The following is a 26,534-nucleotide window of genomic DNA, read 5'->3' on the forward strand; positions in this document are numbered from 1 at the left end:
AGATCACATTTTTCCCAAATTAGGTTTCGGTATCTGGTGATATGGTATATCATTGATATTGAATTACTTTTTTTTGGGGTTATCACGAGAGGAGAGAAACAAATGACTAAACGTATGGGGGCGCTTCTTCTCACGTTGCTGTTGACCGTATCTATGGCATTGACAGCATGTAGCAGCAAGCAGGAACCAAAAGAGGCATTGAAGACGGCTGCGGCCAATGCTTCCAAATTGACTTCGTATGAAATGAGTTCTAATTTCACTATTAATGAATTGAGCTATAAACCTGGGGATGCTTCACAAACTGATCCTACCATGACTCAGTTTATGAGCATGCTGAAGGATGCTCAGTTGAATGTAACAGGTGTATACCAAAGTGAGCCAATGCAGACAGAGATGACTCTTGGCATCGAGCTTAAAGGCGACATGGGTATGACTTTTAACATCCCAATGGTGATGACGGCAGAGAAACTCTATGTGAAAGTGCCGAATATTCCGTTCTTCCCGATTCCGGAGAATGTTGTTAACAAGTTCCTAGAGTTGGACCTGAAAGAACTGGCTGAGCAAGAGGGTACGGAATGGAACCCTGATGCTATGGACGCAGCCAAAACGCAAAAGCTGAGCAACGAAGTCATGGACGCAGTGCTGAGCGAGTACGATCAAGCTAAATTCTTCAAAAATCTAGACACCAAAGATGCACAACTTCCTGAAGGCGTAGATGCGAAGCAGGTTGTACAATTCTCGGTGAATAATGACAATGTTAAAGAAGCAGTTACTGTACTGGTAACAAAAGCTATGCCTAAAGTATTGGATATTCTGTCCAAAGAGGAATATCGTGAAATGCTGCAAATGGATCAGGCTGATATCGACAAAGCTAAAGAAGATCTGAAGATCACTGAAGCAGATCAGGCTGAAATGGCTAAAGACTTGGATAAATTGAAAGATGTTCTGACAATCAACCAATTCAACATCGATTTCGCATTGGACAAAAACGACTTCCCTGTATATCAAAAGATGGTCGCTGATGTGCTGATCAAGCCAGAAGGTACAAAAGACGAAGTGAAATTGGCATTTACCGGTTCCAATACGTACACCAAGATTAATGAAAAAGCAGCATTCAAAATCAACATCCCTACTGGCGATGACGTAATTACTATGCAAGAGTTCGAAGAACTGATGAACGCTTCATACGGATACTAATCTCGCTGAGTTCAAACCGTCTGTGATTCAAGTGAAGGATAATTTCCTTCCGCTTGGGTACAGGCGGTTTTTTTTGTTAGACAGCGTAAGAGGGGACATACGCAAAATAATGATCTTTGATTTTGAATCGTGGCTGGTGATCTATAAAAATAAAACCGCACTCTCTCCTACATAACTAGGGTAGTGCGGTTTTGTACATTAAACTTGTATATTGTTAAATTGGGAATACAGACCAGACAGCTTTATTGGGAAGCTTCTAAATCAATTAATTCGTAAGTTCGTCCAAGTCTTCAGCAAGTACAGCATAGATCTGATGATCCTGATATTTGCCGTTGATCTTGAGGTATTTGCGCGCAGTACCTTCAAACTGGAATCCGTTCTTCTCCAGTACGCGCTGTGAACCTTTGTTGGAGGGCAATACTGCAGCCTGAATCCGATTTAACTTTAGCGCACGGAAGCCATAAGCTACGGCCAGTTTAACCGCTGCTGTCATTCGTCCGCCACCCTGATAATCTGGATGGATAAAGTAACCCATATCCGCATAATTGGCAACGCCCAATACGACATTGTTGATACTTACTTGTCCAATTAGCAGGCTGTCTTTAATAGTATAGATTCCAAATTGATATCCTGTACCATCTTCTGCTGCCTTGACCCGATCCTCAATCCGCCGAGTCTGAGCATCCAGTGTATAGAATTCATCGTCTCGCACGGGTTCTACAGACTGGTAGGGGACGCGTGTGACCTGAATCAGGTCCAAATAGGACTGTGTATCTTGGGGTGTGAGCAACCGAAGGCTTATGCCATTGGCTGTATCATAGAGTGTTAGTGCCATTACAGCACACTTCCTTTCTAATTGGGATGTTTGTAGTCGGTGACTACTTTAACTTTTGGCGCAGACTTCTGAAAAATTGAGTTAGCATCGTGGAGCATTCAGGTTGGAGAATATCCGCAATAACCTCGGTGCGATGGTTAAAACGCGGCTCCTGTAGCAGATTCATCAGTGTACCTGCACAGCCTGCCTTGGGATCAGCCGTACCATAGATTACGCGGGGGACCCTGGATTGTACAATTGCACCTGCACACATTGGACAAGGTTCCAGTGTGACGTACAGAGAACAATCCAACAAACGCCAAGCTCCGATGGTCTCGCTGGCCTGACGAATAGCCACCATCTCTGCATGGGCGGTGGAATCCAGTGTAGTTTCACGCAGATTGTATCCCCGACCAATAATTTGGTTATTTTGTACGATTACAGCTCCAATCGGCACTTCCCCAAGAGCCTCAGCTTTGTAGGCCTCGGCAATGGCCTCCCGCATCCAGTGCTCATGCTGAGCTTCCTCAGATAAATGCGCAAGATCGGTCTGAAGAAAATGGTCAGTCATTACTATATAACTCCTTCCAAAATCGTTTATTCAGCGAACAAATATTCGGGTTGTTAACATGTTGTGTATAGAATTGTGGATAACCGTGTAGTTGCTCACATAGTTATAAACAAACTATCCACAAGCCTGTGGGTATGTGGATAAATATAGTGATTAATTTCATTGTAGAGTTCGAAAATGCAAAAAACAACGAATTTCGAGCTTTTCAGTCATTCGGTAACTTTTGGACACAGGTCAATTATCCTTTTCAAAAAGACATACAAGCGTTATGATGGAGATAGGTTTTGCCATATATCGCCAGAGGGTACAAGCCGAGAGGTGAACAAAAAAACTTGTCTATTAAAACGAAATTATCCATGATTATGTCGTGCTCAGTGCTCGTTATTTTAGTGTTGAATATCGCACTGAGTTATTATACTACAGAAGAGAATCTGAGGCAGGACAGTGAAACCAAGATGGTGCTCACTGCAAAGCAGATTGCAATTGCTGTCGAACAGAATCAATACAGTTCGGATTATGTAAAACGGCAGATTGGAAACAATCTGTGGCTTGCTGCTGTCATGGCAGCGGAAGAATTGGACCCGGATATTAATAATATCACAAATGAAGAACTTGTACGCTTGAGCCAAAAGGTCGGCGTCTCACATATTTCGTTAATGGAACAGACGGATGATGACATCGTTGTTAACCGCTCCTCAGATCCGAGAGAAATCGGGCTGTCCACCAAATCCATGACTTATTGGTATCAGGCCTTTAAGCAATTATTTGAAAAACAACAGGTGACGATTCCCCAAGGACAGAAGTTGGAGCATTTCTGGTCAGATGGATTCGAATATTCGACATCCAGTCCTTCGGATATTGATATCTGGGGTTACTACCATGATGGAAAGAGAAACTACATAATCAATCCCTTCTATAATAATACGGAAGTTGATGACTATGTGAAAATCTCTAGTCCGGATGAGATTTTAAATAAAATTCGTGAGGTCAATCCCTCCATTCTGGAGATTACAGGCATCAATCCGTTGACTTTTGGTAGCCCGAACATGAGTGATGACGGAAGAGATTCGAACTTTAGCAAGTTGAATAACAGACCGATTCGTTTTGGTACATACCAGTATGGTTCTACGGATGAGGATCATCGTGCTGTGGTGCGCGCCATTCGAACAGGCCAAAATGTATCTTTTGTCAGTGAAACGCACGAACAGAAGGTACTGAAGAGTTTTATTCCCATTTTTACACCCAATCAGTCTTCCTATGTGATCAGTATTGTCATGGACTATAAGCAAATATCCTCCATGGTATCTGAGCAGTTGGTGAGCCATGCCTCCATATCGTTGGTTTTGCTGGAGATTGTGATCTTTGGCAGCTATTTGCTCGCAGGGTATATTACACGTCCGATCCAATCCATACTGGGCAAAGTGAATGATGTAGCGGATGGGCACTTTGATTTCCGTCTGAAAGTACGGAGGAAGGATGAACTTGGCCAACTGGCCAATCGTATTAATGCCATGATACGTAATCTGGGCCATTATACGAGTCGTCTGAAACAGATGTATGAAGAGAATCGGGCGGTGAAAGAACATCTGGAGTCCATTATCAATCAGACAGCGGACGCCATTCACATTACGGATCTTGAAGGAAAAGTGCTGCGGGTTAACCGCGCATTTGAACAATTATATGGCTTTCGAAGTCGTGAGGTGGAAGGTCGTAATCTGAAGATCATCCCGCCAGAGGCAGAAGAAGAAATGAAACGTCAGCATGCCCAACTCGTTGAGGGGATGTCCATTACGTCCAACGAAACCACCTGGATGAAGAAAGACGGAACCCGAGTAGAGGTCAGTGTCAGTACGGCTCCGGTACGAGACGAGGCTGGAGAGATTACCGCGCTCATTAGTGTCTCCAGGGACATTACAAGCCGTAATCGGATGGAAGAGCTACTGAGACGTTCTGAGAAGCTAACAACCGTGGGCCAGCTTGCAGCAGGTGTGGCACATGAGATTCGTAATCCACTGACCACGCTGCGCGGATTCCTGCAGTTACAGCAAGAGAGCAACAAGCTGAATCATCGTCATCTGGATCTGATGTTATCGGAGCTGGATCGAATCAACCTTATTGTTGGTGAATTTTTGATTCTGGCGAAACCGCAGGCGGTTCATTTTCAGAATCGGGATATTCGTTTTATTCTTGGCGATGTCATCTCGTTACTGGATAGTCAGGCGCATCTGCATGGTGTAGAATTTGTACTGCGTGCCTCATCCGATTCGGCTATGGTACACTGTGAAGAGAACCAATTGAAGCAGGTATTCATCAATTTGCTGAAAAATGGTATGGAGGCCATGCCAAATGGAGGAAACATCCATATCAAGCTCAAGCATGACGAGCAATCGAAACGCGTCAGAATTGAGATCAGGGATGAAGGGATCGGTATCCCGGAAGAGATGATGCCCAAGCTTGGGGAGCCTTTCTTTACGAATAAAGAGTCTGGAACAGGGCTTGGCCTGATGGTCAGTCAGCGCATTATTCAATCACATAAGGGCATGATGGATATTAAAAGCGTCATGAACAAGGGAACAACGGTTATTATTGAACTGCCTGCATCCGAGCAACAACCGGAAGTTATTGAGGTGGATCAGGTAACAGATGACACACTTACAGATGAAGAGAAATAGATGAGGTGAGATTACCTTTTGCGTATTAATAAATTTATTAGTGAAACAGGTTATTGCTCCCGGCGTGAAGCCGACAAGTTGGTGGATAGTGGTCAGGTAACCATTAATGGAGTTAAGGCTGAACTGGGCAGTCAGGCAGAAGAAGGCGACGATGTACGAATCAATGGCAAGCCAATCAAGGAAAAGAGAAAACACGTATATATCGCGCTGAATAAACCGATCGGGATCACAAGTACAACCGAGCAGCATATTCAGGGCAATATCGTTGATTTTGTCGGGCACGATGAACGTATCTTTCCTATTGGACGTCTGGATAAGGACTCGGAAGGTTTGATCCTGATGACCAATGATGGTGATATCGTTAACCGGATTCTTAGATCAGAAGGGCGCCATGAGAAAGAGTATATCGTTACTGTTGATCGATCTGTAACCCCGAGTTTCCTTAGAGGTATGAGCACTGGGGTGAAGATCCTGGGTGAAATGACCCTGCCTTGTACAGTGACCCGGATGACGGATCGAGTATTCCGTATCATCCTGACTGAAGGAAAGAACCGTCAGATTCGGAGGATGTGTAGTGCCTTTGGTTACGAGGTTCGTAAGTTGAAGCGTATTCGGATCATGAACATCCATCTTGGAGAAATGGCGACAGGTTCATGGAGAGAGCTTACTCCTGCTGAAAAAGCGGAGCTGGGCGGTCTGTTGGACTATTCGCTGGAATAGTTGATTCGAGTTCGACTAATTAACTGATTGAAGCCCTGCTTTCCGAAAAGGAGTGCAGGGCTTTTTGGTGCAGATTTAATGAAGACTGGTCAATAATACCGAATAGTACGGAAATATGTAGATGAACCAGGCATAAGCCTTATAAAACCAAAAAGACCGTTCTCCTTGTAACTGGAGAACGGTCTTTGGTTAATGAATCGCTGCAGGCCTCTAGTTTCCTCCGCCAACGGCTTTTACATTTGTATTGTTACTTTGATACTTCCGAATGATAGATACCTCTACACGGCGATTCTGTGCCCGTCCAGTATTGGTGTCATTGCTGGCAATTGGGTGATACTCTCCATAACCACTTGGTGTGAATTTGGAAGGGTCCAATTGAGAGTTCAGCAACAGGATTTTCAGGAAGTTGAGCGCACGATCTGCGCTTAGATCCCAGTTATCCTTATATTGGTTGTTCGAAATGGGAATATTATCGGTATGACCGGATACAACCACTTCATATTCAGGGAACTCCTGCAGCATGCTTGAGATTGCTTTGGCCAGGGATCGTGATTCAGGCTTCACATCTGCTCGGCCTGAGGAGAACAGGGCGTTATCACTGATGGTGATCTTCAATTCAGACTGATTCAGCTTGGTGTTCAGCTGGTCTGAAAGTCCGTTCTTCGAGATATATTTGTCGAGTCGCTCTTTGAGTTTCTCCAGGTCTTCTTGTTCTTTCTTAGCCATCTGTGCATCTGTAATCTGAGCTGGTGTTTTCTTGGTGATTTCTGTAGGTTCCTGTTTGTTCTTACCCAAATCAGCACCTGGCGTATCCGGATTCATGGACGAATGGTCCAGAATTCCGGAACCTCCATTTAATGCACTGTTTAGTGCGGAAGCCATCTGCTCGAACTTAGCTGCATCGATTGAACTCATACCGAACAATACAATAAACAGAGCGAGCAACAAGGTCATCAAGTCGGAATAGGGAAGCAACCAGCTCTCGTCTATATGCTCTTCATGTGGTTCGTGCTTCTTAGCCTTTTTCACCTGGTGATCCCTCCTTCTCTTCCAGTTGTTTACGTTCGGAAGGTGTCAGGAATACGGATAACTTTTGGTTGATGGCGATGGTGGAGACACCGGATTGTATGGATAACAGTCCTTCAACCATCATCAGCTTGATCTCCATTTCTTGCTTGGACATCCGTTTCAGCTTGTTAGACATCGGGTGCCATAACACGTAACCACTAAATATACCAAGGAGTGTTGCGATAAATGCTGCCGCAATCGCATGGGAGAGTTTCTCCATGTCACTGAGATCGGCAAGTGCTGCGATGAGACCTACAACGGCCCCGAGAACCCCGAGCGTTGGTGCGTACATCCCCGCCTGAGCGAAGATCAAGGCACTGCCACGGTGGCGCTCCTCTGTAGCATGAATATCTTCCATGAGCACATCACTTACAAATTCCTGATCGTTGCCGTCTATAATCATACGCATACCGCCACGAAGGAACTGATCGTCAATCTCTTCTACTTTTGATTCCAGTGCAAGCAAACCTTCACGACGGGTAGTGGAAGCCCAATCCATAAATGTGCCGATCAGGGATACGCGATCAATAAGTACTTGATTTTTGAAAACAATCCCGAAAAGCTTAGGGATTTTCTTAACTTCAGACATCGGAAATGCGATAAAGATGGTTCCTGCCGTACCAACAAAGATAATAATGTAGGCTGCGGGATTGTTAACCAGGTTGATTAAGGGCGCACCCTTCAAGAACATACCAAATACAAGGGAGACCAGCCCCAAAATTAGTCCAATAATCGTTGAAATGTTCATCATACACCTCATCCATGAGATAAAATTGAATCCTTTCAAGCGGCTGTGTTCGGGCTTCCGGACGAATTTTTGGCCGCAATCCGTTCAATGTTAGGCATTCCTTACGGTTGCTAAAACAGTTAAAACGGTCATATATGTATTTATCGACCAGAAGGCCTTTTTTTTTAAGGGCTATTTTCAGGTATAATAAGATCAAATCCGCTCCTTAGGGGCCGAATAGGAGTGAAAAGCCAATGGGCGTAAAGCATGGACGGGATTATGAAGGAATTTTGACAGATCTGACAACGGCAATCGGACGCATACCGGATCGGTATGTTTTCTTTGAAATGGACGCGGAAGAGTGGGGGAGACTGGCTGCATCTGACCAACTTGAAGTGGATGAGGCATTGGCGGAGGATTTGTTCTATGCGCTGGGCGAGGAGTCCGTTATTCCGGTTGGAAGTGGCGTGGTCATCCATGATAAGGAACAGCACCGCATTCATATTTTGATCGGGGAAGAAGAGTTGACATTTGTACCTTTAATTTAGTGTGTTTACATGCATTTTCAGGGGTGTAAATGGAATTGGAATTCCCCTCAAAGCCTTATGGTTATTGGTTCTATGCCATGTAGTTGATTGGATTTTGAAGCTTGTCCGTGGTAAGATGTTAGTCGTGAAATGGGCCAACCGCATGGCGGTGAGCCTGGCCTTTGAGGTTGCTGTTGATAGCGCCGAAGGTGTCGGTGGTTATACGGACGCATGTCTGTAATGTACCACCCTATGGGGAGGAAGATAACGCATGGTTTTTTCGCAAGAGGAAGTCGAAGCTCATCTGGGAAGGCTGGAAGGCTGGGAACTGGAAGAGGGACGGTGGATTGTACGTAAATTCGTGTTCTCCAACTACATGAAAGGGATTGCATTTGTGGATGAGGTCGCTGCGATCTCGGAAGCATTCAATCATCATCCTTTTATTACGATTGATTATACAACGGTTACGCTGCGTCTCACATCATGGGATGCGGGTGGTATTACATCTGTAGATATCAAGGAAGCAGGGCAATATAACGAAGCTTATGACAAAATGAGGTCGCAATAACGAGGTTGGTTATTATCACGCGGCCAGAAGTGAGTGAACCATACATGTCAGACTATAATCAGAAACAACCTCTTATTGCTGTCGTAGGCAGTCTCAATATGGATCTTGTAGTGAAGACAGACACGATTCCGGAAGAGGGAGAGACGGTGAGCGGTGAGGAGCTGCATTATCTCGCTGGTGGCAAAGGGGCGAACCAGGCTGTTGCTGCTGCGCGTCTGGGTGGACAGACTACGATGATTGGTGCGGTGGGATCGGACGGTTTTGGCGAACGTCTGCTGCACAGTCTGACGGAAAGTGGTGCAGATGCCTCGCGGGTTCGCATATTGGAAGACACGGTTACAGGGACGGCTTCCATCTGGCTTTCTCGGGGAGACAACCGGATTATTGTTATTCCTGGTGCGAATGGGCAAGTGGCGCCTGAAATGCTGGAAGAGGCGGATACGGTTAAAAGCCTGACTGCAGCCGCAGCGGTGCTGCTACAGCTGGAGATCCCGCTGCCAGCGGTTACCCGCGCCGCCCAACTGGCGGCTGAAGGCAGCGCACTGGTGGTGCTCAACCCGGCTCCCGCGGTGCCGGGTCTGCCCCAGGAGCTCCTGCGGTGCGTCGACGTTGTCACGCCAAACCGCAGTGAGCTTGCCGTGCTTACCGGCCGGGATCATCTCCGGCCGGAAGACCTGGATGCGGCGGTCGCAGAGCTCGCCGCATCCCTCGGGGCCGCTGTCGTCACGACGCTCGGCCCCGAGGGGGCTGTCTACGCGGCGGCGCCTGGTGGCCGCGTACAAGCAGGGCGTGCCGGCGCGTGCCGTGCGCCCGGCTACGCCGTAAGCGCCGTCGATACGACCGGCGCTGGCGATTGCTTCAACGGCGCGCTGGCAGTAGCCCTCGCGCGCGGTGAGACTTTGGACGCGGCCGTAGGCTTCGCCATGGGTGCGGCCGCGTTATCCGTGACAAAGCTCGGCGCCCAGTCCGGGATGCCGTCCGCACGTGAAGTTGAGGCCTTCCTGGCTGAGCATGCCGCAGAGGCTTAATAATTGATATAACAAAGAGGCTCTTATTCTCCGAAAAGGGGATTAAGCGCCTCTTTGTTATGCGTGTGCAGAGATTATTTCTTCTCTGACAGCCACATGGCGATATTTGCAATCTCTTCGTCCTGCAGTTTGCCCTTGAAGGAAGGCATACCACCTTTACCTTTGACAATCGTAGAATAGATCTTCTCCAGATCATCCTGGCTGCCGATGTTGGCCAGAGCAGGTCCTACGCCACCTTGAAGCTGATCCCCGTGACAGGAGATACAATTGGCTTTGACCAGTGCTTCAGCTTGTCCGGCATCCAATGTTACTTCCGGCATGGTTGGCTTGGCTTCTTCAGCTACTTCTTCTTTCCCTGGAAGCGTAAACATTAAAACAATAGCTAAAGCGCATGCTGCAAAAAATACTCCGCTCATGATCCATTTGTGCATCCCTTATGTCCCCTCCAGAATGAAAGATCATCTAACCTGAAACTATCCATATCATTATAACGGAACCTGTACTGACATCATAGCATTTTGTGGGAATTTTTTGAACTAATCACATAACAAGGGGCAAATTTGGTTGTTTTGCAATGGATTCTAACCGCGAGGCCCTTCATAAACCATACAGTGAAAGGGCTTCAAGCCGCTGGGGGTCTGTCGTTCGTATGTATCCTGGGTGACAAATCCACTCTTCAGATAGACTTGAATGGCACGAGCATTCCAAGTGAGTACTTCCAGATCAATCTCATTCGTGGGATTTCGGCGAATAGCTTCTTGTACAATGGCAGTGACAAAAGCTGTCCCTTGACCCTGACCACACAGCTCTGGATGCATGCCAAGGCCAATCCGGGTTACCCCTTGAAGTGGGAAGTATTGAGCAAACCCACATATACGATCGTTCTGATCCAGGACGATCGCATATTGCTCCTGCCGCAGCTGTGCATCTCCGAATTCCACTTCCAGAGCTTTCATCTGCTCCCAGGGGAGCCAGCTGTAGATATTGTAAGGCGGATCATACTGCCAACTGCAGATAAGCTCCGCATGTTCTTCTCGCATGGGTACAACGTGAAACGTCACAGGGGTTTCCTTCATACACCTGCATGCTCCTTTCCTTGAAACAGAACTCTTTGTCCACTCTACAAAAGAGATGTTCATTTAGCAAGTCTTCCTTCCCAAGAAAAAAAATGAAACAAAAGTTCCGGTAATTTCGTTTATATTATAACGGGATGGGTAAAAACATCATAAGGGCACGGACGAACGAACGCAAAATGAACCTGTTGATGTCGCAGGATATGCCCCGAGTATAACTTGCAACATGAATAAGGATTGAAGCACAAAAAAACCGCCGGATACATTCCTGCGGAGAATGTACCGGGCGGTTCTGTTATGCTTCTTGCTTCGTTCCAATATGGTTAATGGTTACAGCATCATGTTGCTCAGCTTGTCCCTAGTCAAGGGCCAGTGATTCATATGCGTCCGTGCTCATAATCCGTTTTGCGCCAACATAACGATTGGCCCAATAGTTTTCACTCAATGCACTGATCGTAACGCCTTTGGAAGAAGAGGAGTGTGCGAACTTTCCATCCCCTACAAAGATTCCTACATGGGACACGCCTTTACCTGTTGTATTAAAGAACACCAGATCGCCAGCTCTCATCTCCATGCGGGATACGGAATCGCCCATGTCGAATTGGGAACTGGATTGGCGTGCCAAATCAATACCCAACTTGTCGAATACATACCGGGTAAATCCGGAGCAATCAAAGCCGTTAAGCGTTGTTCCCCCACTTTTGTATGTAGTTCCCATTGCTGAATCAATTACTGTGTCCATCTTTGAATCTGCGAATGCGCTACCTGCACCAAGCGATAAAGCGAATGTGATGCTAAGTACAGCTGCGGTTAATTTCTTCTTGAACAAGAGATATTCCCCTTCCAATGCCTGCGAGGTTAGCTTAAGGATTCGGTTGAAGGTCCCCTATGATCCCTCTGTAGCAAGATCAATTCACCCATAACTGGTTCCCCCGCTTCCCAGGTGCCAGGAATTTGGCTATGCTAGTTATGCACCTGCGAAATCAAGAAATGACGATTTAATTTTAAGTAGTTACAAATATGAATGTAAAGATTACAAAGTTGTTACTAAAAACTCACTGCGATTATTGTAACAGAGGAGTACGGCTTTGGCAACGTTTAGCAACAAATTTAGCAAAAAAAACCTCGACCTTTGACGGGGAAAGGTTGAGGTTTGCCTATTTATAAGTACATATTAGGCCATGAGTTTAACATGTGATGGTAACAATTTTTAAACTATCTGCTCTCGCCTTTGGATATTTTGGACTGCCATAATCGGAAATGGCTGCATATTTTCCACAGACTCAATAGACATCTGGCAAGTGGATACGTCTGTTGTAGTATAAGTCCGGTCAGTCCAGTTAATAACCATGAGGCTGTAGTGAATGCCCCAAAGACGAGCAGGTGTACTCCGCCCAGCAGTAATGCAATGCCGATTACAGCGATGAGATGACGCAGTGCAATCCAGAGTGCTTTGAGGGTACCGTGAGCCCCGCCTTCTCCTTCTGGTGCCGAAACACCGAACTGCATATAGAGTATGACATGGTGGATGATCCAACCATATACAATCCAGGCAGCAACATAAGGTATGCCAGGTAAAAGTAATTGAAGGGAATGAAATCCGTCCATGAGAATCGAGTAGAGCTTCGGTATGAGCCAGTAGGCGGGCAGAAGTATCAATAATGTACGTATGGTGTGGAGCAGCAGCATCGGTTTCCACAGATTTTTGATTCCGCGGACAAAGGGAATGCGCTCTTCTGTAGAATTAAAGTGCTGAAGTGAGTAGAGCAGTCCTGCCTGAATGAGGGGGCTGATCAACATGCGAACCAGCAGCATGCCCCCGAGAATCCATAGATAACGATGAACCTCCGGATGGGTAGACAGGTTAAGTTGACTTTCCATTTTGAACAAAAGTGTACTCAGCTCACCGGCATCAGCATCTGGATAGCGAAGGAGCAGTGGGATGACGGCCGATTGTACCATTCGATAGAAGAAATATCCCCAAATGAGTTGATAGAGAAATAAGAGTGCGGCAATGAACATATGCTGACGGACGAGAAACCAGCCTTCACGTATTTTCGCTTTCACCGTTTCCACCTCACCATGACAGACCTCCGAATATGGCTTCTATTAGTTTGGTTACACTCATGCTCCAGCGGGACTTCGTCTGCTCATCCAGTCCGGATTTCAGGAAATTGTTCATATGGCGGTTCTCCAGCACGATCGAGTACAGGGGATCGGTCATGGCCCAGGATACGGGGGATGTGTGAGTTAATTTATACGTGATGCGATCTTCTTTGCCATTCCATTGCTTGGTGAGGATATGCCCGTCTTCAAAGGCAATGCGAACAGGAACGGCGTTGTAATCACTCCCTTTTTTTGCGATCGTCACGGATGACTCGTACAATGTTTGACCGTCTTTCTGTACGGGCGTAACACGAATCTTCTCTACAGCAAAGTCAGCCATCCCGTTACTATAGACATATTGGTCAAAATAATCAGACCAGGAAGTGCGGGTCACTTGTTCCACAATTTTCTGAAAATCAGCCGAAGTGGGATGTTTGAAACGGTACTTCTTCACATAGGTAGAGAGAATACGCTCCATCTTCTTGGCACCAACTTGATGTTCAATGCCGAGCAATACTAGCTTGCCGCGTGTGTAGACATTGGCTGCATACTCATCCTGTGAATCGAACTTCCAGGACTCTTGTGTTAAGGATGAAGGAGATGTAATCAGTCCCGATTGTACCGGCAGATTCGGAATCAATCCGTATTCCTGCTCCATCAGTTTGTCTTCAGCATAAGAGGTGAATCCCTCATCCAGCCAGGCTTCTTCGAATTCGTTGCTGGCAACCATGCCGTAGAAGTACTGGTGTCCGATCTCGTGGACTACGGTACGTTCCAGGTCATAACCTGGCGTAGTGTCATCGGCTCCAAAGGCCGTAACTAGCGTAGGGTATTCCATACCTCCAGCACCGTTCCCCGCTTTGGGTGGAACTACGATGGATAAGGTGGCGTAAGGATATGGGCCAAACCATTTGCTATAATTGGCTAGCGCGGCCTTCGCGGCGTAGAAATAACGTTCTTTCAGATCCTGATGAGCTGGGTCCAGATATAACTTGATTCGAACACCAGGCACATTGGGTGCAGAGAAGGGTTCCTCGGCGTAGACAAAATCCGGTGAAGCTGCCCATGCGAAGTCATGCACATCATCGGCGTAAAATTGATAGACCTTTTCTCCATTCTTCACCATGGCTTGCTGCGTCGGAAATCCGGTAGCAGCCACTTTGTATGTTTCAGGCACCCGAATACGTACACTATATATACCGAAGTCAGCGTAAAACTCTGAATTGCCATGGTACTGGTGCAGATTCCAGCCTTCCGTTGTTCGTCCACGTCTGCCCACAGGTTCATAGGCACTTAATTTGGGAAACCATTGACCTGCCATGACAAAATGATCAGCAGTTCCCATCCGGGCAAAAATCTTCGGCAGATTCACTTCAAATCGGGTGTGGAGCGTGATGCTTTCCCCGCCTTTGACGGGTTTGGGCAAGCGTACTTTAATGAGGGTGGTGTCCTTGATATTTCCGTCATCTGGTTGCACATACTGCATCCGGTGCAGCAGAGAGAGCCCGTCCTCCGTTTTCATTTCGGTAATGTTCATGGAGCCGTAGCCATTGGTAGGCATGACATCACCCCGAAGCTTTCCACCGGATTCCTTCATAAAGGTGGTGTCAGCAGAAGAGAAGGCGTTGGGATACATATGAAAGTAAAGCTCGCTGACGGTTTTTTTACCTGGATGTGTCCAGGTAATCGTCTGAGTCCCTTCCAGTACATTCCCTTCGACCAGTTTTACATCCATGTGATATTCCACAACACGGTTGCTGTACACTTCGGCAGTAGGGGTCTGTACACTTTCTGGAGGTGCTGGCGTTGGGGCTATTGCCTTAGGCTTGCCCGATTCGGGGGCGAGTACTGGCAATTCGGAATGAGTTGAGCGATTATAACCCAGAGTGATCCATATCCCTCCGGCAAGTACACACAGGGCCAGGGATGCAGTGAGCCAGCTCTTGGCGCGTCGTGGAATCATCGTTAAATACCTCCCGTTGACAAGCATCTACAGCATGTATATGTTTGCAATGGGGCAATTATTAGTTAAAATATTTGTATCAACCCTTGGAGGTTATAAACATGGACCAAAATGAGCAAAACGGCAAAAAACAGATTGCCTTGAATATCGTTAGTGCAAAAAGCAAGCATAAAGGCTTCGGTGCAGGCTCCATTGAGCTGAATAACCTTTCCCCGGTCATTATTGATAATGGCGAAGCCAAAATCGATATCGGTGCGATGCATGCGAAGAGCAAAGTGGAACGCAATATCAAGTTCTCTACCAATCGTGAAGATGTGCCCAACGGACGCCAGGTATGGCTGGTGTGGGTAGCTGTCGATCGCACGGAGGAAGGCCAACTCTATGGTGGAGCAACGGCATGTGAGATGTGGATTGATACGGAAGCAAGACGTGGATGGAAACTGCTGGCGGAACATGTGAATCGCATGGATTATGCCTTGAAGCGTCGCTTCATGTTGGATGAGCTTGGACCTGAAGCTCGAGCTGCACTTAAGACACTGCTGATCTCACACAACGAAGACTGGTGGAATGCTTCTCCAGATGTATTGAAGGAAGCACTCGCCTAAGGCAGATCTTTCAACACAGTCTAAAAGAAAAAAGGCAAAAGGCCCTTGACCGGAAAGTTCGGTTGGGGGTCTTTTGCTTGTGCCTTAATCATATTCATCGATCTGAATAATTATGAGTTTTCATCCAAAGTGAATTTCCAATTGTTCAATATAACCAGGGGTTATAGGTGACGCAACTAAGTCATTGCGCATTTGCGTCATTCTACCCACCAACGTTTGAAATCTCCCCACCAAGAATGTTTCTCTTCCTGTATGCCTTGTTGATTCTGTACCTGACGAGTCTTCTCATCTTCTCCAGAATCCGAATCATCCGTCGTGCCATGGCATACCTCTGTCGGTTCAGTACCATCAATAAAAACTTCCAATCGTTTCTCTTCACAACCGTTGCCTGCCAGCTTGCCGGATTCCGGATCAATATATACACTTACGACATGATCAGGCACGGTGAAGATTTTGGGTGGTACGCTCGCAAGGGCCTGTTCTGTGAACTGGGCAAAGATCGGCGCTGCCCGGCGGCCATCCGAAGTCGAGATGGATTTGCCTTGATCGTAACCAACCCATACAGCGGTGGAAAGCTCCGGTGTGAATCCAACGAGCCAGGCATCCGTGTTGGTTGTTCCTGTCTTTCCCGCTACCGGACGTTTGATCGCCTTAGACACGCGGTTGCCCGTTCCTCCATTTTCGAAGACACTTTCCATTAAACGAGTCAGTACATAAGCTGCCGCAGGTTCCACAACGATCTCAGCCTTCGTCTGAGGCGATTCATAGAGCACACGTCCTGCGGCATCCGTCACTTGCAGAATGGCGACAGGTGGCGTCCGTTGTCCACCAGCAGCAATGACGGAAAAGGCCGACGCCATCTCCAGCGGGCTGACAGGTGACGTTCCCAGTGCAAGAGAAGGTACGGCACTCAGGTTGCTTGTAATGCCAAGGTTTTTGGCCATACTCACAACCTGCTCAGGACCGATCTGCATAATGGTGTTCACCGCATAGATATTGTCTGAAGCGGCGATCGCCTGTCTTAGATCAATCTCACCCAGATACTTGTCTCCAAAATTGCCGGGTTTATAGGTTTTGCGGTCATTGTCATAGTGAAAAAGGGTAGGTTCACTGTTAAATATGGATGCACTGGTGAGCTGCTTGGATTCCAGGGCTGCCAGATACATAATCGGTTTAAACGCCGAACCCGGTTGGCGTGTAGTCGCCAATACATGGTTAATCTGATTGGTGCGGTAATTCTTGCCGCCTACCATGGCTTTGATGTAGCCCGTACGAGGGTCGATGGACACCAGAGCCGTCTCCAGCTCACTTTTGGCATCCATACCCTTCGCTATGGCGTCTTCCGCTGCTTTTTGTACACGCAGATCTAGGGTGGTGTAGATGTTCAATCCCCCATGATCCAGCATCGCTTCACTGATTCCCAGCTCTTTGATGGCCAGATTCCGGATATAGTCACGGAAATACGGGGCGCTTTCCACCGTTTTACGCTCGCTCTCCGGTTTGAACGAAAGCATTTTCTCATAGGCCTTATCCGCTTCGTCCTGGGTGATCTTGCCTATATCGGCCATGGCATTCAGCACAATCTTCTGTCGGTCTTTGGCATTCTTCATATGGTTATAGGGTGAATAGTAGGTAGGTCCTTTCGGAATTCCTGCCAGCATGGCACTCTCTGCAAGATCCAGCTGTTTGGCTGATTTGCCAAAATACATTCGTGAAGCCGCTTCGATTCCGTACGCACCATGCCCATAATAGATTTCGTTCAGATACATCTGCAAAATTTCATCCTTGCTGTATTTCATCTCCAATTGCGCCGTGTACATGGCTTCCTTGGCTTTGCGAGTCCATGTTTTCTCATGAGATAGATATAGGTTACGCGCCAGCTGTTGAGTCAATGTACTCGCACCTTGCGACATCTGCATATGTTCGAGGTTAACGAGCACAGCCCGTCCCATCCCTTGCACGTCGAACCCGTAGTGATTATAGAATTTGCGGTCCTCTACAGCCAGAGTGGCATGGACCAAATCTGGAGCGATATCCTCCAGTTGAACGGGTACAGAGTCTTTGCCACCTGCGGAGAAGGTAGCGATGACTTCACCCTGACTGTCCAGTAATCTGGAATTCCGATCAGAGTCTGCGAGGGGAAGGCTGGTTGCGTATAGATAGACCAATCCTGCAGCGGTAGCAAGTATGGCGAGCACGGCGAGCAGAGACAGGTTTTTAAACAATTTACGTACACGGAACCCGCGTTTGCGGGTCTTTTGATTTGGCTTGGTCATGGAACGGGCTCCTCTCTTTTCTTCCAGTATGGGACTTGATTGGCAGGGATATTCAATCGGGTGCATAAGCAAACAAAATGTAGCATTTCCGCCTTAAAAACCGTTTTGCAGTATAAACGTCAATCGCGTATAATGCAAAAGGGTAATGAAAAGGTAAGATTCGGCACAAGATACTATCTATATAATGAAGTGAACCGCGGACCTTTCCCGCAGGCCAGCAATGATAACGCGATATGGCGCCGAACGCTGGACGTGCTTGGGCGAACCGATTATAGTGCACAGCGCTTGGTCGGGTATGGCTGATCATTAACTTTACGGAAAGAAGGTAGAGATTATGGAATTGTGGTTTACGGAGAAACAGACCCCGGTATTCGGGATCACCGCGAAGATTAAGCAGACCTATGTTACAGAGAAAACGGATTTTCAAGATTTGGCCATGGTAGAGACCGAGGAATTCGGTAACATGTTGCTTCTTGATGGCATGGTGATGACGACTGTAAAAGACGAATTCGTATATCACGAAATGGCGGCACACCCTGCGCTGAACACTCACCCGAATCCGAAAAAAGTTCTGGTTGTCGGTGGCGGCGATGGCGGAGTCATTCGTGAAGTCATTAAACATGCTGCTGTAGAAAAAGCTGTTCTCGTCGAAATTGACGGTAAAGTTATTGAATACTCTAAAAAATATTTGCCTGAAATCGCCGGCAAGTTGGACGAGCCTAATGTTGAAGTGCTCGTGAACGACGGCTACATGCATATTATTGAACATAAAAATGAATACGATGTGATCATCGTAGACTCCACGGAGCCTGTAGGCCCGGCTGCACCATTGTTTGAGCGTGGGTTCTACCAAGGCATCTACGAAGCATTGAAAGAAGACGGAATCTTCGTTGCCCAAACGGACAACCCTTGGTTCAAGGCGGATCTGATCCAGAAGGTGAACAAAGACGTCAAAGAAATCTTCCCGATCGTACATGTGTACGGCTGTAATATTCCAACCTATCCAAGTGGTTTGTGGACATTCACTATGGGTAGCAAGAAACATGACCCGCTCGAAGTGGATGAGACTCAAATCCCGGAGATGGATACCAAGTATTACTCTCCGCGTCTGCACAAAGCAGCATTTGTACTTCCTAAATTCGTGGAAGATTTAACGAAATAAAAGGGGAAATCATTAATGAAACTGGATCAAGCTTATTCAGGAAACGTATTTATTTGCAGCTCTGAGGATTATGAGAACTCCAAAGCGGTTATCTATGGCATGCCGATGGATTACACCGTCAGCTTCCGTCCGGGTTCCCGTTTCGGCCCATCTCATATCCGTCAGGCATCGGTTGGACTTGAAGAGTACAGCCCATATCTCGACAAAAGCATTGTAGACATGACATACTTTGACGCTGGAGACCTGCTCTTGCCTTTCGGTAACGCGGGACGCAGCCTTGAAGTAATTCATGAATACATCGGCAGTCTGCTCGCTGACGACAAATTCCCAGTTGGTCTCGGTGGCGAGCATCTGGTTACTTGGCCAGTCATCCAACAGATGTACAAGAAATACCCGGATCTTATTCTGATTCATATTGATGCACACGCAGACCTTCGTGAAAACTATGAAGGCGAGCCATTGTCCCACTCCACACCAGTGCGTAAAGCAGCTGAGTTGATGGGTGGCAAAAACATCTATCAGTTCGGTATCCGTTCTGGTTCCCGTGAGGAGTTCCAGTATGGTCGCGAGAACATCAACTTCTATCCATTTGAAGTGGCAGCTCCGATGAAGGAAGCTCTTCCGAAGATGGGCAACCGTCCGGTGTATGTGACCATCGACATCGATGTGCTTGATCCGTCAGCAGCGCCAGGAACAGGTACAGCAGAAGCGGGCGGCATTACGTCCAAGGAACTGCTGGAAGCCATTCATATGATCGCAGGATCTGATGTAAATGTAGTTGGTTGTGACTTGGTTGAAGTTGCACCAATCTATGATCCAACACAACAGACACAGATTGTAGCTGCGAAGCTGATTCGTGAAATGCTGCTTGGATTCGTGAAATAATCACAGAATAATCGATAAGTATAACGCTCTCTGTCTGCGCGGGTTCAACTTTGCGCAGGGGAGGGCGTTTTGTATTGTTAACTTTTGTACAGAGCTGTGCTATACTGACTACATAAGTATTCAGTAGTATATTAATTGATATATTACATTCGTGAAGTATATGGTGATCGGGTTCGGTCATATACTAAAAAGAGCCTTTACCGCTGCCAACGGTAAAGACTCTTAGGACCCGAAAGGCTGTGGATTGCCACGGCGCGCATGAACTAAATAATGCTATTCAAGCAAAACCCACCGTCAGGCTTCCGACCTTATGAGGTGGGTTTTCGCTTGCTACGAAACTTTTTGCGCAACCAACGGTAAAGCTTTCGCCCACTCAGTACAATACTGAGGATCGCAGCAATCCATCGGATTACATCAAGCAACGCCACAAGTTTGACCAACGACGTCACCCCCTTTCGGGAAGCTGCGCCGTGGTCTGGAAAACATCCACCGATATTCAAAAGTCCATAACATTAATTATAGCACGTATGTTCCCTTGCCTCTACCATTTATTTCATGTATTTAGTATAGCTCGCACATGCAGATTTCCTGCCTTGGCATGACTCCATCTTAATATTTATGCCTTTTATTAAGTATCAGTTTTGTTATCCTTGCTGTGGTGACGTATCCCATTTAATTTAGAGTACACAATGTTTGGTGATGAACCACCCTTGCCTACATGATCCAATCATGGGTAAAGGTGGTTTTTTTCTTGCGAAATTGTCATCAGGGTTAATCAGATTGTTACGTTAGAACCATCATATTTGGGTAAAACCATAGAAGGAGGTGTTACGATGACAACCAAGAGTACAATGACATGGAAACGGATTAGTGCACTCGCATTATCGTTAACGCTGGCTTGGGGGATGGGTCCGGTACATACGCTATCAGGTGCTAACGCTGCATCCTCACAGGCATGTGGAAAGGGAGATCATGGACTATCTGCTACATTAAAAAAGGGCAGCGGTGTGGAAGAGCAACACCTGCAATTTACGGACATTGATTTTCTTAATGATATGACTGGACGAGCTGGGGGTGAAGGCTTCCTGATCGGTACCTCGAATGCAGGATGTACGTGGCAGTCCATATATACCGGGCAGTGGCAATTCACTCAGCTTGATTTTCCGAATAATGTGAACGGATATGCGCTAGCGCGAGTGAAGGATTCACCTGCAACCTATCTGATCCGTACCCATGATGGGGGATCGCACTGGACGCGGCTCGATACGCCGGGCATTCAATTCAAACGAATTGATTTTCGCAATAAAGATGTAGGTTATGGTTACACCTATAATGGTGCATATCAGACGAAGGATGGTGGGGTAACCTGGAGTAAAATGAATACACCTGCCAACACGCGTGCAGCTGCCTTTGCAACAGAGAAACAAGGGTATGCCGTCGTGGTTGTACCTGGATCGGGATATCATCTGAAGCAAACGAGTGATGGCGGCAAGAACTGGACAACCTCTCTTCGAGTTGTCTCAGACACATGGAGCGGAGGGGATCTGTATGCACATGGCCAGCAAGTATGGGCCCTTCTGTATGGTGATGCAGGCATGTCCCAACAATCGTACTCCCTCTATGCGAGCGGTAATCAAGGCAAGAACTGGACCCAAGTATTTGCGCAATCCACAGCAGGGGGAGGTCCTGCACCGGGTACAAACAGTACGGGCAAAGGAAACGGACCAGCCAACCCGGGTGGTCATCCCGGCAACATGGCGTTGATTGGTAATCAGACGGCGTATCTGTCTGCAGGTTCACCCGCAGCTGGCAAAGTGGGTATTGGACGTTCTTATGATACAGGTTCCACGTGGAAAAATATTGACCTGAAAGATCCGGGATACAGTTCCCGTATCTCGTTCCCATCGGCCAAGACGGGTTGGCTCGTAGTCACAAGTGATAACTCTCCTGCGATCTATCAGACTATAGACGGTGGAACGACGTGGACACAAAAAATGTTGTTGCCTTCAGAGCAGGATTAAGTAGCCTGTTATTCTGAAATAATAAACGGGCAAATCCAAATTAGAAATGTATAAAAATCAATTTGGTAAGTCTCTGTATGAATTTCTATAACAAACAAGCCTCTTCCTAATCAATTACACAGGAAGAGGCTTGTTTGTGTAGAAATAAAAACGGTTGAAACCTACTCAGAAACGAGTTATTGTAAGCGATAACAATATAATTTTTGGGGGTTGAAATAATGGTTGATGTTATTTTAAAGGCCGATTCAGATCAAGGATTAATAAATCGCAATATATATGGTCACTTTTCCGAACACTTGGGACGTTGTATTTATGAGGGGCTGTGGGTAGGAGAAGATTCACCTATTCCGAATACGGATGGGATTCGAAATGATGTATTGACGGCCTTGCAGAAGCTTAATATTCCAGTACTTCGCTGGCCAGGCGGTTGTTTTGCCGATGAATATCACTGGAAAGATGGTGTAGGTCCGAAGAGTGAGCGTGCTCGTATGATCAATACACACTGGGGCGGTGTGGAAGAGAACAATCACTTTGGTACACATGAATTCTTGAGATTATGTGAGCTACTCGGCACGGAGCCATACATCAGTGGCAACCTGGGTAGCGGTACAGTGCAGGAGATGCAGGAATGGGTGGAGTACATCACATTTGACGGCGAATCCCCGATGGCGAACTGGCGTAAGAGTAATGGTAGGGAAGAACCGTGGAAAATGAAGTATTTTGGCGTGGGAAATGAGAACTGGGGATGCGGCGGCAATATGCGCCCTGAATATTATGCGGATGAATATCGCCGGTATGCTACATATGTACGTAACTATTCCGGGAACGAGATTTATAAAATCGCTTGTGGACCGAACGAAGGTAACTATGAATGGATGGAAGTCCTGATGCGGGAGGCTGCTCGCTTTATGGATGGAATCAGTCTTCATTATTACACCATCCCTACAGGAGAGTGGAATGATAAAGGCGCAGCTACAGGATTTGGTGAGGCTGAATGGTTCACGACCTTGAAAAAGACGCTCCATATGGATGAATTACTGGTGAAGCACTCCGAGATTATGGACAAATATGATCCAGAGGGCAGAGTCGGCATTATTGTGGATGAATGGGGCACGTGGTATAACGTTGAGCCGGGAACCAATCCAGGGTTCCTGTATCAACAGAATACGATGCGGGACGCTGTGCTTGCAGGTGTTAACCTGAATATTTTCAACCAACATAGTAAACGGGTACACATGGCAAATCTTGCGCAGATCGTCAATGTGCTTCAATCGCTTGTGCTCACGGAAGGGGACAAAATGCTCCTGACCCCTACGTACCATGTATTTGATATGTATCAGGTCCATATGGATGCACAGCGACTGGATTTGAATTATGAAAGCCCAGGATACACATTCGGAGAAGAGACCATTCCGCAGCTCAGCTTATCAGCTTCCCGCAACAAGGATGGGGTCATTCATGTGACAGCTTGTAATCTGAGTCACACGGATGAGTTGGAAGTTGTGTGTCAGCTGGACGCAGCTCAAGCGGCTAAAGTAAACGGGCAGATTCTGCACCATACTGATTTTGGTGCATTTAATACCTTTGAACAGCCGAATCATGTTCAGCCTGTGGCGTGGGATGGAATCACACTGGAGAATAACACACTGCGTTTTGTCCTTCCACCAGCATCGGTTGGGGTGCTCGCTGTCGAGGGTTAATGCATGAAAAGGCAGGAACCTTGCAAAGGCTGTAATAATCAGTACGATGTGAAGATTAGCGATGCCAAAATGGCCAGACTTGTGGAGATTGCCTCACGTTCGCGTCCGACGGTACAGGATGAGGAATATGAACGTCGGCTATCCATCTGCTCTGCTTGTCCGGGATTGCAATATGGCACAACTTGTCGGCATTGTGGTTGTCTCGTACAGGTGCGAGCGAAGCTGAGTGAGTCGACATGTCCTTTTCCTTATGAATCCCAATGGGCCTGATCGGAGGAACGAATCTTATTATAATGAAGCAAAAGGGAGTTGCACTTTACAGGTGCGGCTCTTCTTTTTTGGCTTGATGAGGAAAAAACTCTGAATTTGGATTTGAATTGAGCGAGGGAACTGGATATAGTTATACAGTAGAGTGTAGGATAGCGAGCTATCCGGGAATATGAGCGCGTATAGCGACACAACAATACGGGAAGGGCTGTTCTCACCAGCCGTGCCTGATTTTGCGTCGCCTCGAATATAATGGAGGTTAACATTCATGTCGAACATGCGACCGGTACACATCCGGCTGCACAGCCGTTATGAAGGTGAAGATGTGCTGCAGGAAATGCAGGGTGAAGCCGTGTTAAAAGGGTCTGTTCTTTATGTTCGTTATGAAGAACCGCAGGTTGGACCTGAGGGAGGTACAACCCGTACAACATTGAAGCTGGGCGGACAATCCATCAAGATTATACGTCATGGTGAGGTGGAATCGGAGCAGACTTTTGAATTGAATCGGAAGCTTCCTGGTTTCTACCGATCACCATACATGTCGTTTGCCCTGTCCACGCATACACAGAAGCTGGAACTTTCCATTCAGGGATTGAGCGCACGCGCAGCGTGGAGCTACGACTTTTACCGCTTTGATGAAGAATCTGGACATTTCGCGATTAGTTTGCATATACAGGAGGAACCAATTTCATGACACGTAATCCACTAGATACGATTAACGAACGGGTAAGTACGGCCATCGGCAACGCCATTGTGACGGCCGGAATTGTTACGCAGGACGAATTGCCAGCCATCACATTGGAAGTGCCACGTGAGAAGACACACGGGGACTTGGCGACCAATGCTGCCATGCAGCTGACCAAGATTGCCAAGCGCAATCCGCGTCAGATTGCTGAAGAGATCATTGCCAATCTGAATCTGGCTGAAGCCGGAATCGAGAAGGCTGAGATTGCGGGCCCAGGATTCATTAACTTCAAATTGGACAAGAGTTACCTTTATCCAGTACTTGCGCTTGTGCAGGAGCAGGGTAAAGATTACGGAAGAATTAACATCGGAGAAGGACGCAAAGTCGAGATGGAGTTTGTCAGTGCCAACCCGACAGGCAGTCTGCATCTGGGCCATGCCCGTGGAGCAGCTGTAGGTGATGCGCTGTGTAACATCCTTGACTACGCAGGATATGATGTAACCCGTGAATACTACATTAATGATGCAGGTAATCAGGTGTTTAATCTGGCTCGTTCCATTGAAGCTCGTTATCTGCAAGAGCTGGGTCAGGATGCTGAGATGCCTGAAGACGGTTATCACGGTGAAGATATCAAAGGATTCGCCAAGCAGCTTGTTGCTGAAAAGGGTGACGAATTGCTGTCCATGCATCCGGGTGACCGTGCGGCTTATTTCCGTGACTTTGGCCTAGAGAAGGAACTGGACAAGATCAAACGTGACTTGAATCGCTTCCGTGTTAACTTTGACATCTGGTTCAGCGAAACTTCCCTGTACGACAACGGAGAAGTGCTGCGAGTGCTTGATGAATTGCGTGACCGTAATGAGATCTATGAGCAAGATGGAGCAACTTGGTTGAAAACGATGCAGTACGGTGACGACAAAGAACGTGTATTGATCAAGAACGATGGCACGTATACTTACCTGACGCCAGATATTGCTTATCACCGCGACAAATATGCTCGTGGATACGACACGATGATCAACATCTGGGGTGCCGATCACCATGGATATATTCCACGGATGAAAGCCGCGATGCAAGCACTGGGTAATGACCCTGAGAAACTGGTGGTCTTGATTGCACAGATGGTGAGTTTGTTCCAGAACGGTGAAAAAGTGAAGATGTCCAAGCGTACAGGTAAAGCTGTAACGATGGAAGATCTGATGGATGAAGTCGGCATTGATGCCATCCGTTACTTCTTCACAATGCGCAGCATGGACTCCCATCTGGACTTTGACATGGACCTTGCGATTTCGACATCCAATGAGAATCCGGTATTCTACGTACAATACGCGCATGCACGTGTATGCAGCGTATACCGTCAGGCTGAAGAACAAGGTATTGAACTGCTGCCACTGGCACAGATTGACCTGTCCAAGCTGACAACAGAGCACGAGTATGACCTTCTCCGCAAAATGGGAGAGTTGCCTGAGGAAATCTCGGCAGCAGCAACAGGATATGCGCCTCATCGTATCATCCGTTATGTATACGAGTTGGCATCCCTGTTCCACAGCTACTACCGTGCAGAACGTGTCATTACGGAAGACACGCAGCAAACTCAAGCACGTCTGGCACTGATCGGTGCTGTACGTACCGTTATCGCAACAGCGCTTCGTCTGGTAGGCGTAACCGCTCCTGACAAAATGTAAATTCCAGGCTAGCGGCACATCCGCCGCTCTGCCTAACAAAAAAGTCTCCAAGTCCACGTTGCAACTGCAACGTGGTACATGGAGACTTTTTTTATTGTGTACCCGGAGTTGAAGAAAACGAAATGCCTGACCCATCCAAGGCACACTAGCCTGCTCTGACATCACAGTGGGCGTAACCTAGAGTTTCAGCCGCTACGTAATACTCCCTCGTTGC

At 47.1% G+C, this 26,534-nt stretch carries 26 protein-coding genes and 1 riboswitch; of the genes, 15 read left to right on the forward strand and 11 right to left on the reverse strand.

Annotation, left to right across the window (positions count from 1 at the left end; all coding sequences use genetic code 11):
- The first annotated feature begins 102 nt into the window (after window positions 1-102).
- Window positions 103-1,197, forward strand: a complete 1,095-nt coding sequence (locus V6668_RS00465; protein WP_017691323.1) for a hypothetical protein — start codon at window positions 103-105, stop codon at window positions 1,195-1,197.
- A 265-nt stretch (window positions 1,198-1,462) separates the two neighbouring features.
- On the opposite strand, the gene V6668_RS00470 is transcribed toward V6668_RS00465, so the two are convergent.
- Both V6668_RS00470 and tadA read right to left on the reverse strand, forming a co-directional pair.
- Window positions 1,463-2,032, reverse strand: coding sequence for a GNAT family N-acetyltransferase (locus tag V6668_RS00470; protein WP_036607294.1), 570 nt, complete (start codon window positions 2,030-2,032; stop codon window positions 1,463-1,465).
- A 43-nt stretch (window positions 2,033-2,075) separates the two neighbouring features.
- The gene (gene tadA / locus V6668_RS00475; RefSeq protein ID WP_076329954.1) at window positions 2,076-2,582 is read right to left on the reverse strand and encodes a tRNA adenosine(34) deaminase TadA; all 507 of its coding nucleotides are present in this window, start codon (window positions 2,580-2,582) and stop codon (window positions 2,076-2,078) included.
- Window positions 2,583-2,914: 332 nt separating this feature from the next.
- Between tadA and V6668_RS00480 the strand changes: the two genes are divergently transcribed.
- On the forward strand, window positions 2,915-5,254 hold the full coding sequence (locus tag V6668_RS00480; protein ID WP_422395235.1) for an ATP-binding protein: 2,340 nt from the start codon (window positions 2,915-2,917) through the stop codon (window positions 5,252-5,254).
- Window positions 5,255-5,272: 18 nt separating this feature from the next.
- A complete protein-coding gene (gene rluF, locus V6668_RS00485; RefSeq protein ID WP_036607293.1) occupies window positions 5,273-5,974 on the forward strand; it encodes a 23S rRNA pseudouridine(2604) synthase RluF in 702 nt (233 codons plus the stop codon).
- Window positions 5,975-6,184: 210 nt separating this feature from the next.
- Here rluF and motB read toward each other — a convergent pair whose 3' ends face one another.
- Together motB and motA are read right to left on the reverse strand one after the other, a co-directional pair.
- Complete coding sequence (motB, locus tag V6668_RS00490; protein ID WP_036607292.1) at window positions 6,185-7,003, reverse strand: flagellar motor protein MotB; 819 nt, start codon at window positions 7,001-7,003, stop codon at window positions 6,185-6,187.
- The gene (gene motA / locus V6668_RS00495; protein WP_036607291.1) at window positions 6,990-7,790 is read right to left on the reverse strand and encodes a flagellar motor stator protein MotA; all 801 of its coding nucleotides are present in this window, start codon (window positions 7,788-7,790) and stop codon (window positions 6,990-6,992) included. The genes motB and motA overlap by 14 nt, the downstream gene beginning before the upstream one ends.
- 233 nt (window positions 7,791-8,023) lie before the next feature.
- Between motA and V6668_RS00500 the strand changes: the two genes are divergently transcribed.
- The 4 genes from V6668_RS00500 (at window position 8,024) to rbsK (ending at window position 9,892) form a co-directional block, all read left to right on the forward strand.
- Window positions 8,024-8,317 carry a hypothetical protein gene (locus tag V6668_RS00500; RefSeq protein WP_036607290.1) on the forward strand — a complete coding sequence of 98 codons (294 nt, stop codon included), beginning with the start codon at window positions 8,024-8,026 and terminating at the stop codon, window positions 8,315-8,317.
- A gap of 64 nt (window positions 8,318-8,381) precedes the next feature.
- Window positions 8,382-8,537, forward strand: a complete 156-nt coding sequence (locus V6668_RS00505) for a hypothetical protein (protein WP_155985029.1) — start codon at window positions 8,382-8,384, stop codon at window positions 8,535-8,537.
- Between the two features lie 30 nt (window positions 8,538-8,567).
- The gene (locus tag V6668_RS00510) at window positions 8,568-8,864 is read left to right on the forward strand and encodes a 4a-hydroxytetrahydrobiopterin dehydratase (protein WP_017691315.1); all 297 of its coding nucleotides are present in this window, start codon (window positions 8,568-8,570) and stop codon (window positions 8,862-8,864) included.
- 44 nt (window positions 8,865-8,908) lie between these two features.
- A complete protein-coding gene (gene rbsK / locus V6668_RS00515; protein WP_036607312.1) occupies window positions 8,909-9,892 on the forward strand; it encodes a ribokinase in 984 nt (327 codons plus the stop codon).
- A gap of 74 nt (window positions 9,893-9,966) precedes the next feature.
- Here rbsK and V6668_RS00520 read toward each other — a convergent pair whose 3' ends face one another.
- The 5 genes from V6668_RS00520 to V6668_RS00540 form a co-directional block, all read right to left on the reverse strand.
- Window positions 9,967-10,323, reverse strand: a complete 357-nt coding sequence (locus V6668_RS00520; RefSeq protein ID WP_036607288.1) for a c-type cytochrome — start codon at window positions 10,321-10,323, stop codon at window positions 9,967-9,969.
- A gap of 150 nt (window positions 10,324-10,473) precedes the next feature.
- Window positions 10,474-10,968 carry a GNAT family N-acetyltransferase gene (locus tag V6668_RS00525; RefSeq protein ID WP_036607287.1) on the reverse strand — a complete coding sequence of 165 codons (495 nt, stop codon included), beginning with the start codon at window positions 10,966-10,968 and terminating at the stop codon, window positions 10,474-10,476.
- A gap of 355 nt (window positions 10,969-11,323) precedes the next feature.
- Entirely contained in the window at window positions 11,324-11,794 is a 471-nt protein-coding gene (locus V6668_RS00530; RefSeq protein ID WP_036607285.1) for a C40 family peptidase, read from the reverse strand.
- A 3-nt stretch (window positions 11,795-11,797) separates the two neighbouring features.
- A riboswitch (cyclic di-AMP (ydaO/yuaA leader) is annotated at window positions 11,798-11,935 on the reverse strand.
- Window positions 11,936-12,180: 245 nt separating this feature from the next.
- Entirely contained in the window at window positions 12,181-13,032 is an 852-nt protein-coding gene (locus V6668_RS00535; protein ID WP_036607309.1) for a hypothetical protein, read from the reverse strand.
- 10 nt (window positions 13,033-13,042) lie between these two features.
- On the reverse strand, window positions 13,043-15,034 hold the full coding sequence (locus V6668_RS00540; RefSeq protein ID WP_338707463.1) for a M1 family metallopeptidase: 1,992 nt from the start codon (window positions 15,032-15,034) through the stop codon (window positions 13,043-13,045).
- 101 nt (window positions 15,035-15,135) lie between these two features.
- On the opposite strand from V6668_RS00540, the gene V6668_RS00545 reads away from it, so the two are divergent.
- Entirely contained in the window at window positions 15,136-15,639 is a 504-nt protein-coding gene (locus tag V6668_RS00545; protein ID WP_017691308.1) for a YwhD family protein, read from the forward strand.
- A gap of 197 nt (window positions 15,640-15,836) precedes the next feature.
- Here V6668_RS00545 and V6668_RS00550 read toward each other — a convergent pair whose 3' ends face one another.
- Window positions 15,837-17,915, reverse strand: a complete 2,079-nt coding sequence (locus V6668_RS00550) for a PBP1A family penicillin-binding protein (RefSeq protein ID WP_338707464.1) — start codon at window positions 17,913-17,915, stop codon at window positions 15,837-15,839.
- A gap of 334 nt (window positions 17,916-18,249) precedes the next feature.
- Here V6668_RS00550 and speE point away from each other — a divergent pair, with 334 nt between their 5' ends.
- Together speE and speB are read left to right on the forward strand one after the other, a co-directional pair.
- Window positions 18,250-19,077 (forward strand): polyamine aminopropyltransferase, encoded by an 828-nt coding sequence (speE, locus tag V6668_RS00555; RefSeq protein WP_017691306.1) that lies wholly within the window; start codon window positions 18,250-18,252, stop codon window positions 19,075-19,077.
- Between the two features lie 15 nt (window positions 19,078-19,092).
- Window positions 19,093-19,962, forward strand: coding sequence for an agmatinase (speB, locus tag V6668_RS00560; RefSeq protein ID WP_036607280.1), 870 nt, complete (start codon window positions 19,093-19,095; stop codon window positions 19,960-19,962).
- Window positions 19,963-20,270: 308 nt separating this feature from the next.
- Here speB and V6668_RS00565 read toward each other — a convergent pair whose 3' ends face one another.
- Window positions 20,271-20,402: a hypothetical protein gene (locus V6668_RS00565; protein ID WP_017691304.1), complete on the reverse strand. Its 132-nt coding sequence runs from the start codon at window positions 20,400-20,402 to the stop codon at window positions 20,271-20,273.
- A gap of 393 nt (window positions 20,403-20,795) precedes the next feature.
- On the opposite strand from V6668_RS00565, the gene V6668_RS00570 reads away from it, so the two are divergent.
- The 5 genes from V6668_RS00570 to argS all read left to right on the forward strand — a co-directional run bounded on the left by V6668_RS00570 (window position 20,796) and on the right by argS (window position 26,320).
- Window positions 20,796-21,983 carry a hypothetical protein gene (locus tag V6668_RS00570; RefSeq protein ID WP_338707466.1) on the forward strand — a complete coding sequence of 396 codons (1,188 nt, stop codon included), beginning with the start codon at window positions 20,796-20,798 and terminating at the stop codon, window positions 21,981-21,983.
- A gap of 218 nt (window positions 21,984-22,201) precedes the next feature.
- On the forward strand, window positions 22,202-23,683 hold the full coding sequence (locus V6668_RS00575; RefSeq protein ID WP_338707467.1) for an alpha-N-arabinofuranosidase: 1,482 nt from the start codon (window positions 22,202-22,204) through the stop codon (window positions 23,681-23,683).
- 3 nt (window positions 23,684-23,686) lie between these two features.
- Window positions 23,687-23,953 carry a DUF6171 family protein gene (locus V6668_RS00580; RefSeq protein ID WP_338707468.1) on the forward strand — a complete coding sequence of 89 codons (267 nt, stop codon included), beginning with the start codon at window positions 23,687-23,689 and terminating at the stop codon, window positions 23,951-23,953.
- Window positions 23,954-24,218: 265 nt separating this feature from the next.
- Entirely contained in the window at window positions 24,219-24,644 is a 426-nt protein-coding gene (locus V6668_RS00585; protein WP_017691299.1) for a DUF1934 domain-containing protein, read from the forward strand.
- Complete coding sequence (argS, locus tag V6668_RS00590; RefSeq protein ID WP_036667693.1) at window positions 24,641-26,320, forward strand: arginine--tRNA ligase; 1,680 nt, start codon at window positions 24,641-24,643, stop codon at window positions 26,318-26,320. Before V6668_RS00585 ends, argS begins: the two co-directional genes overlap by 4 nt.
- The last annotated feature ends 214 nt before the right edge of the window (window positions 26,321-26,534 follow it).

The sequence above is a fragment of the Paenibacillus amylolyticus genome (genome assembly GCF_036894225.1).
GTDB lineage: Bacteria > Bacillota > Bacilli > Paenibacillales > Paenibacillaceae > Paenibacillus > Paenibacillus amylolyticus.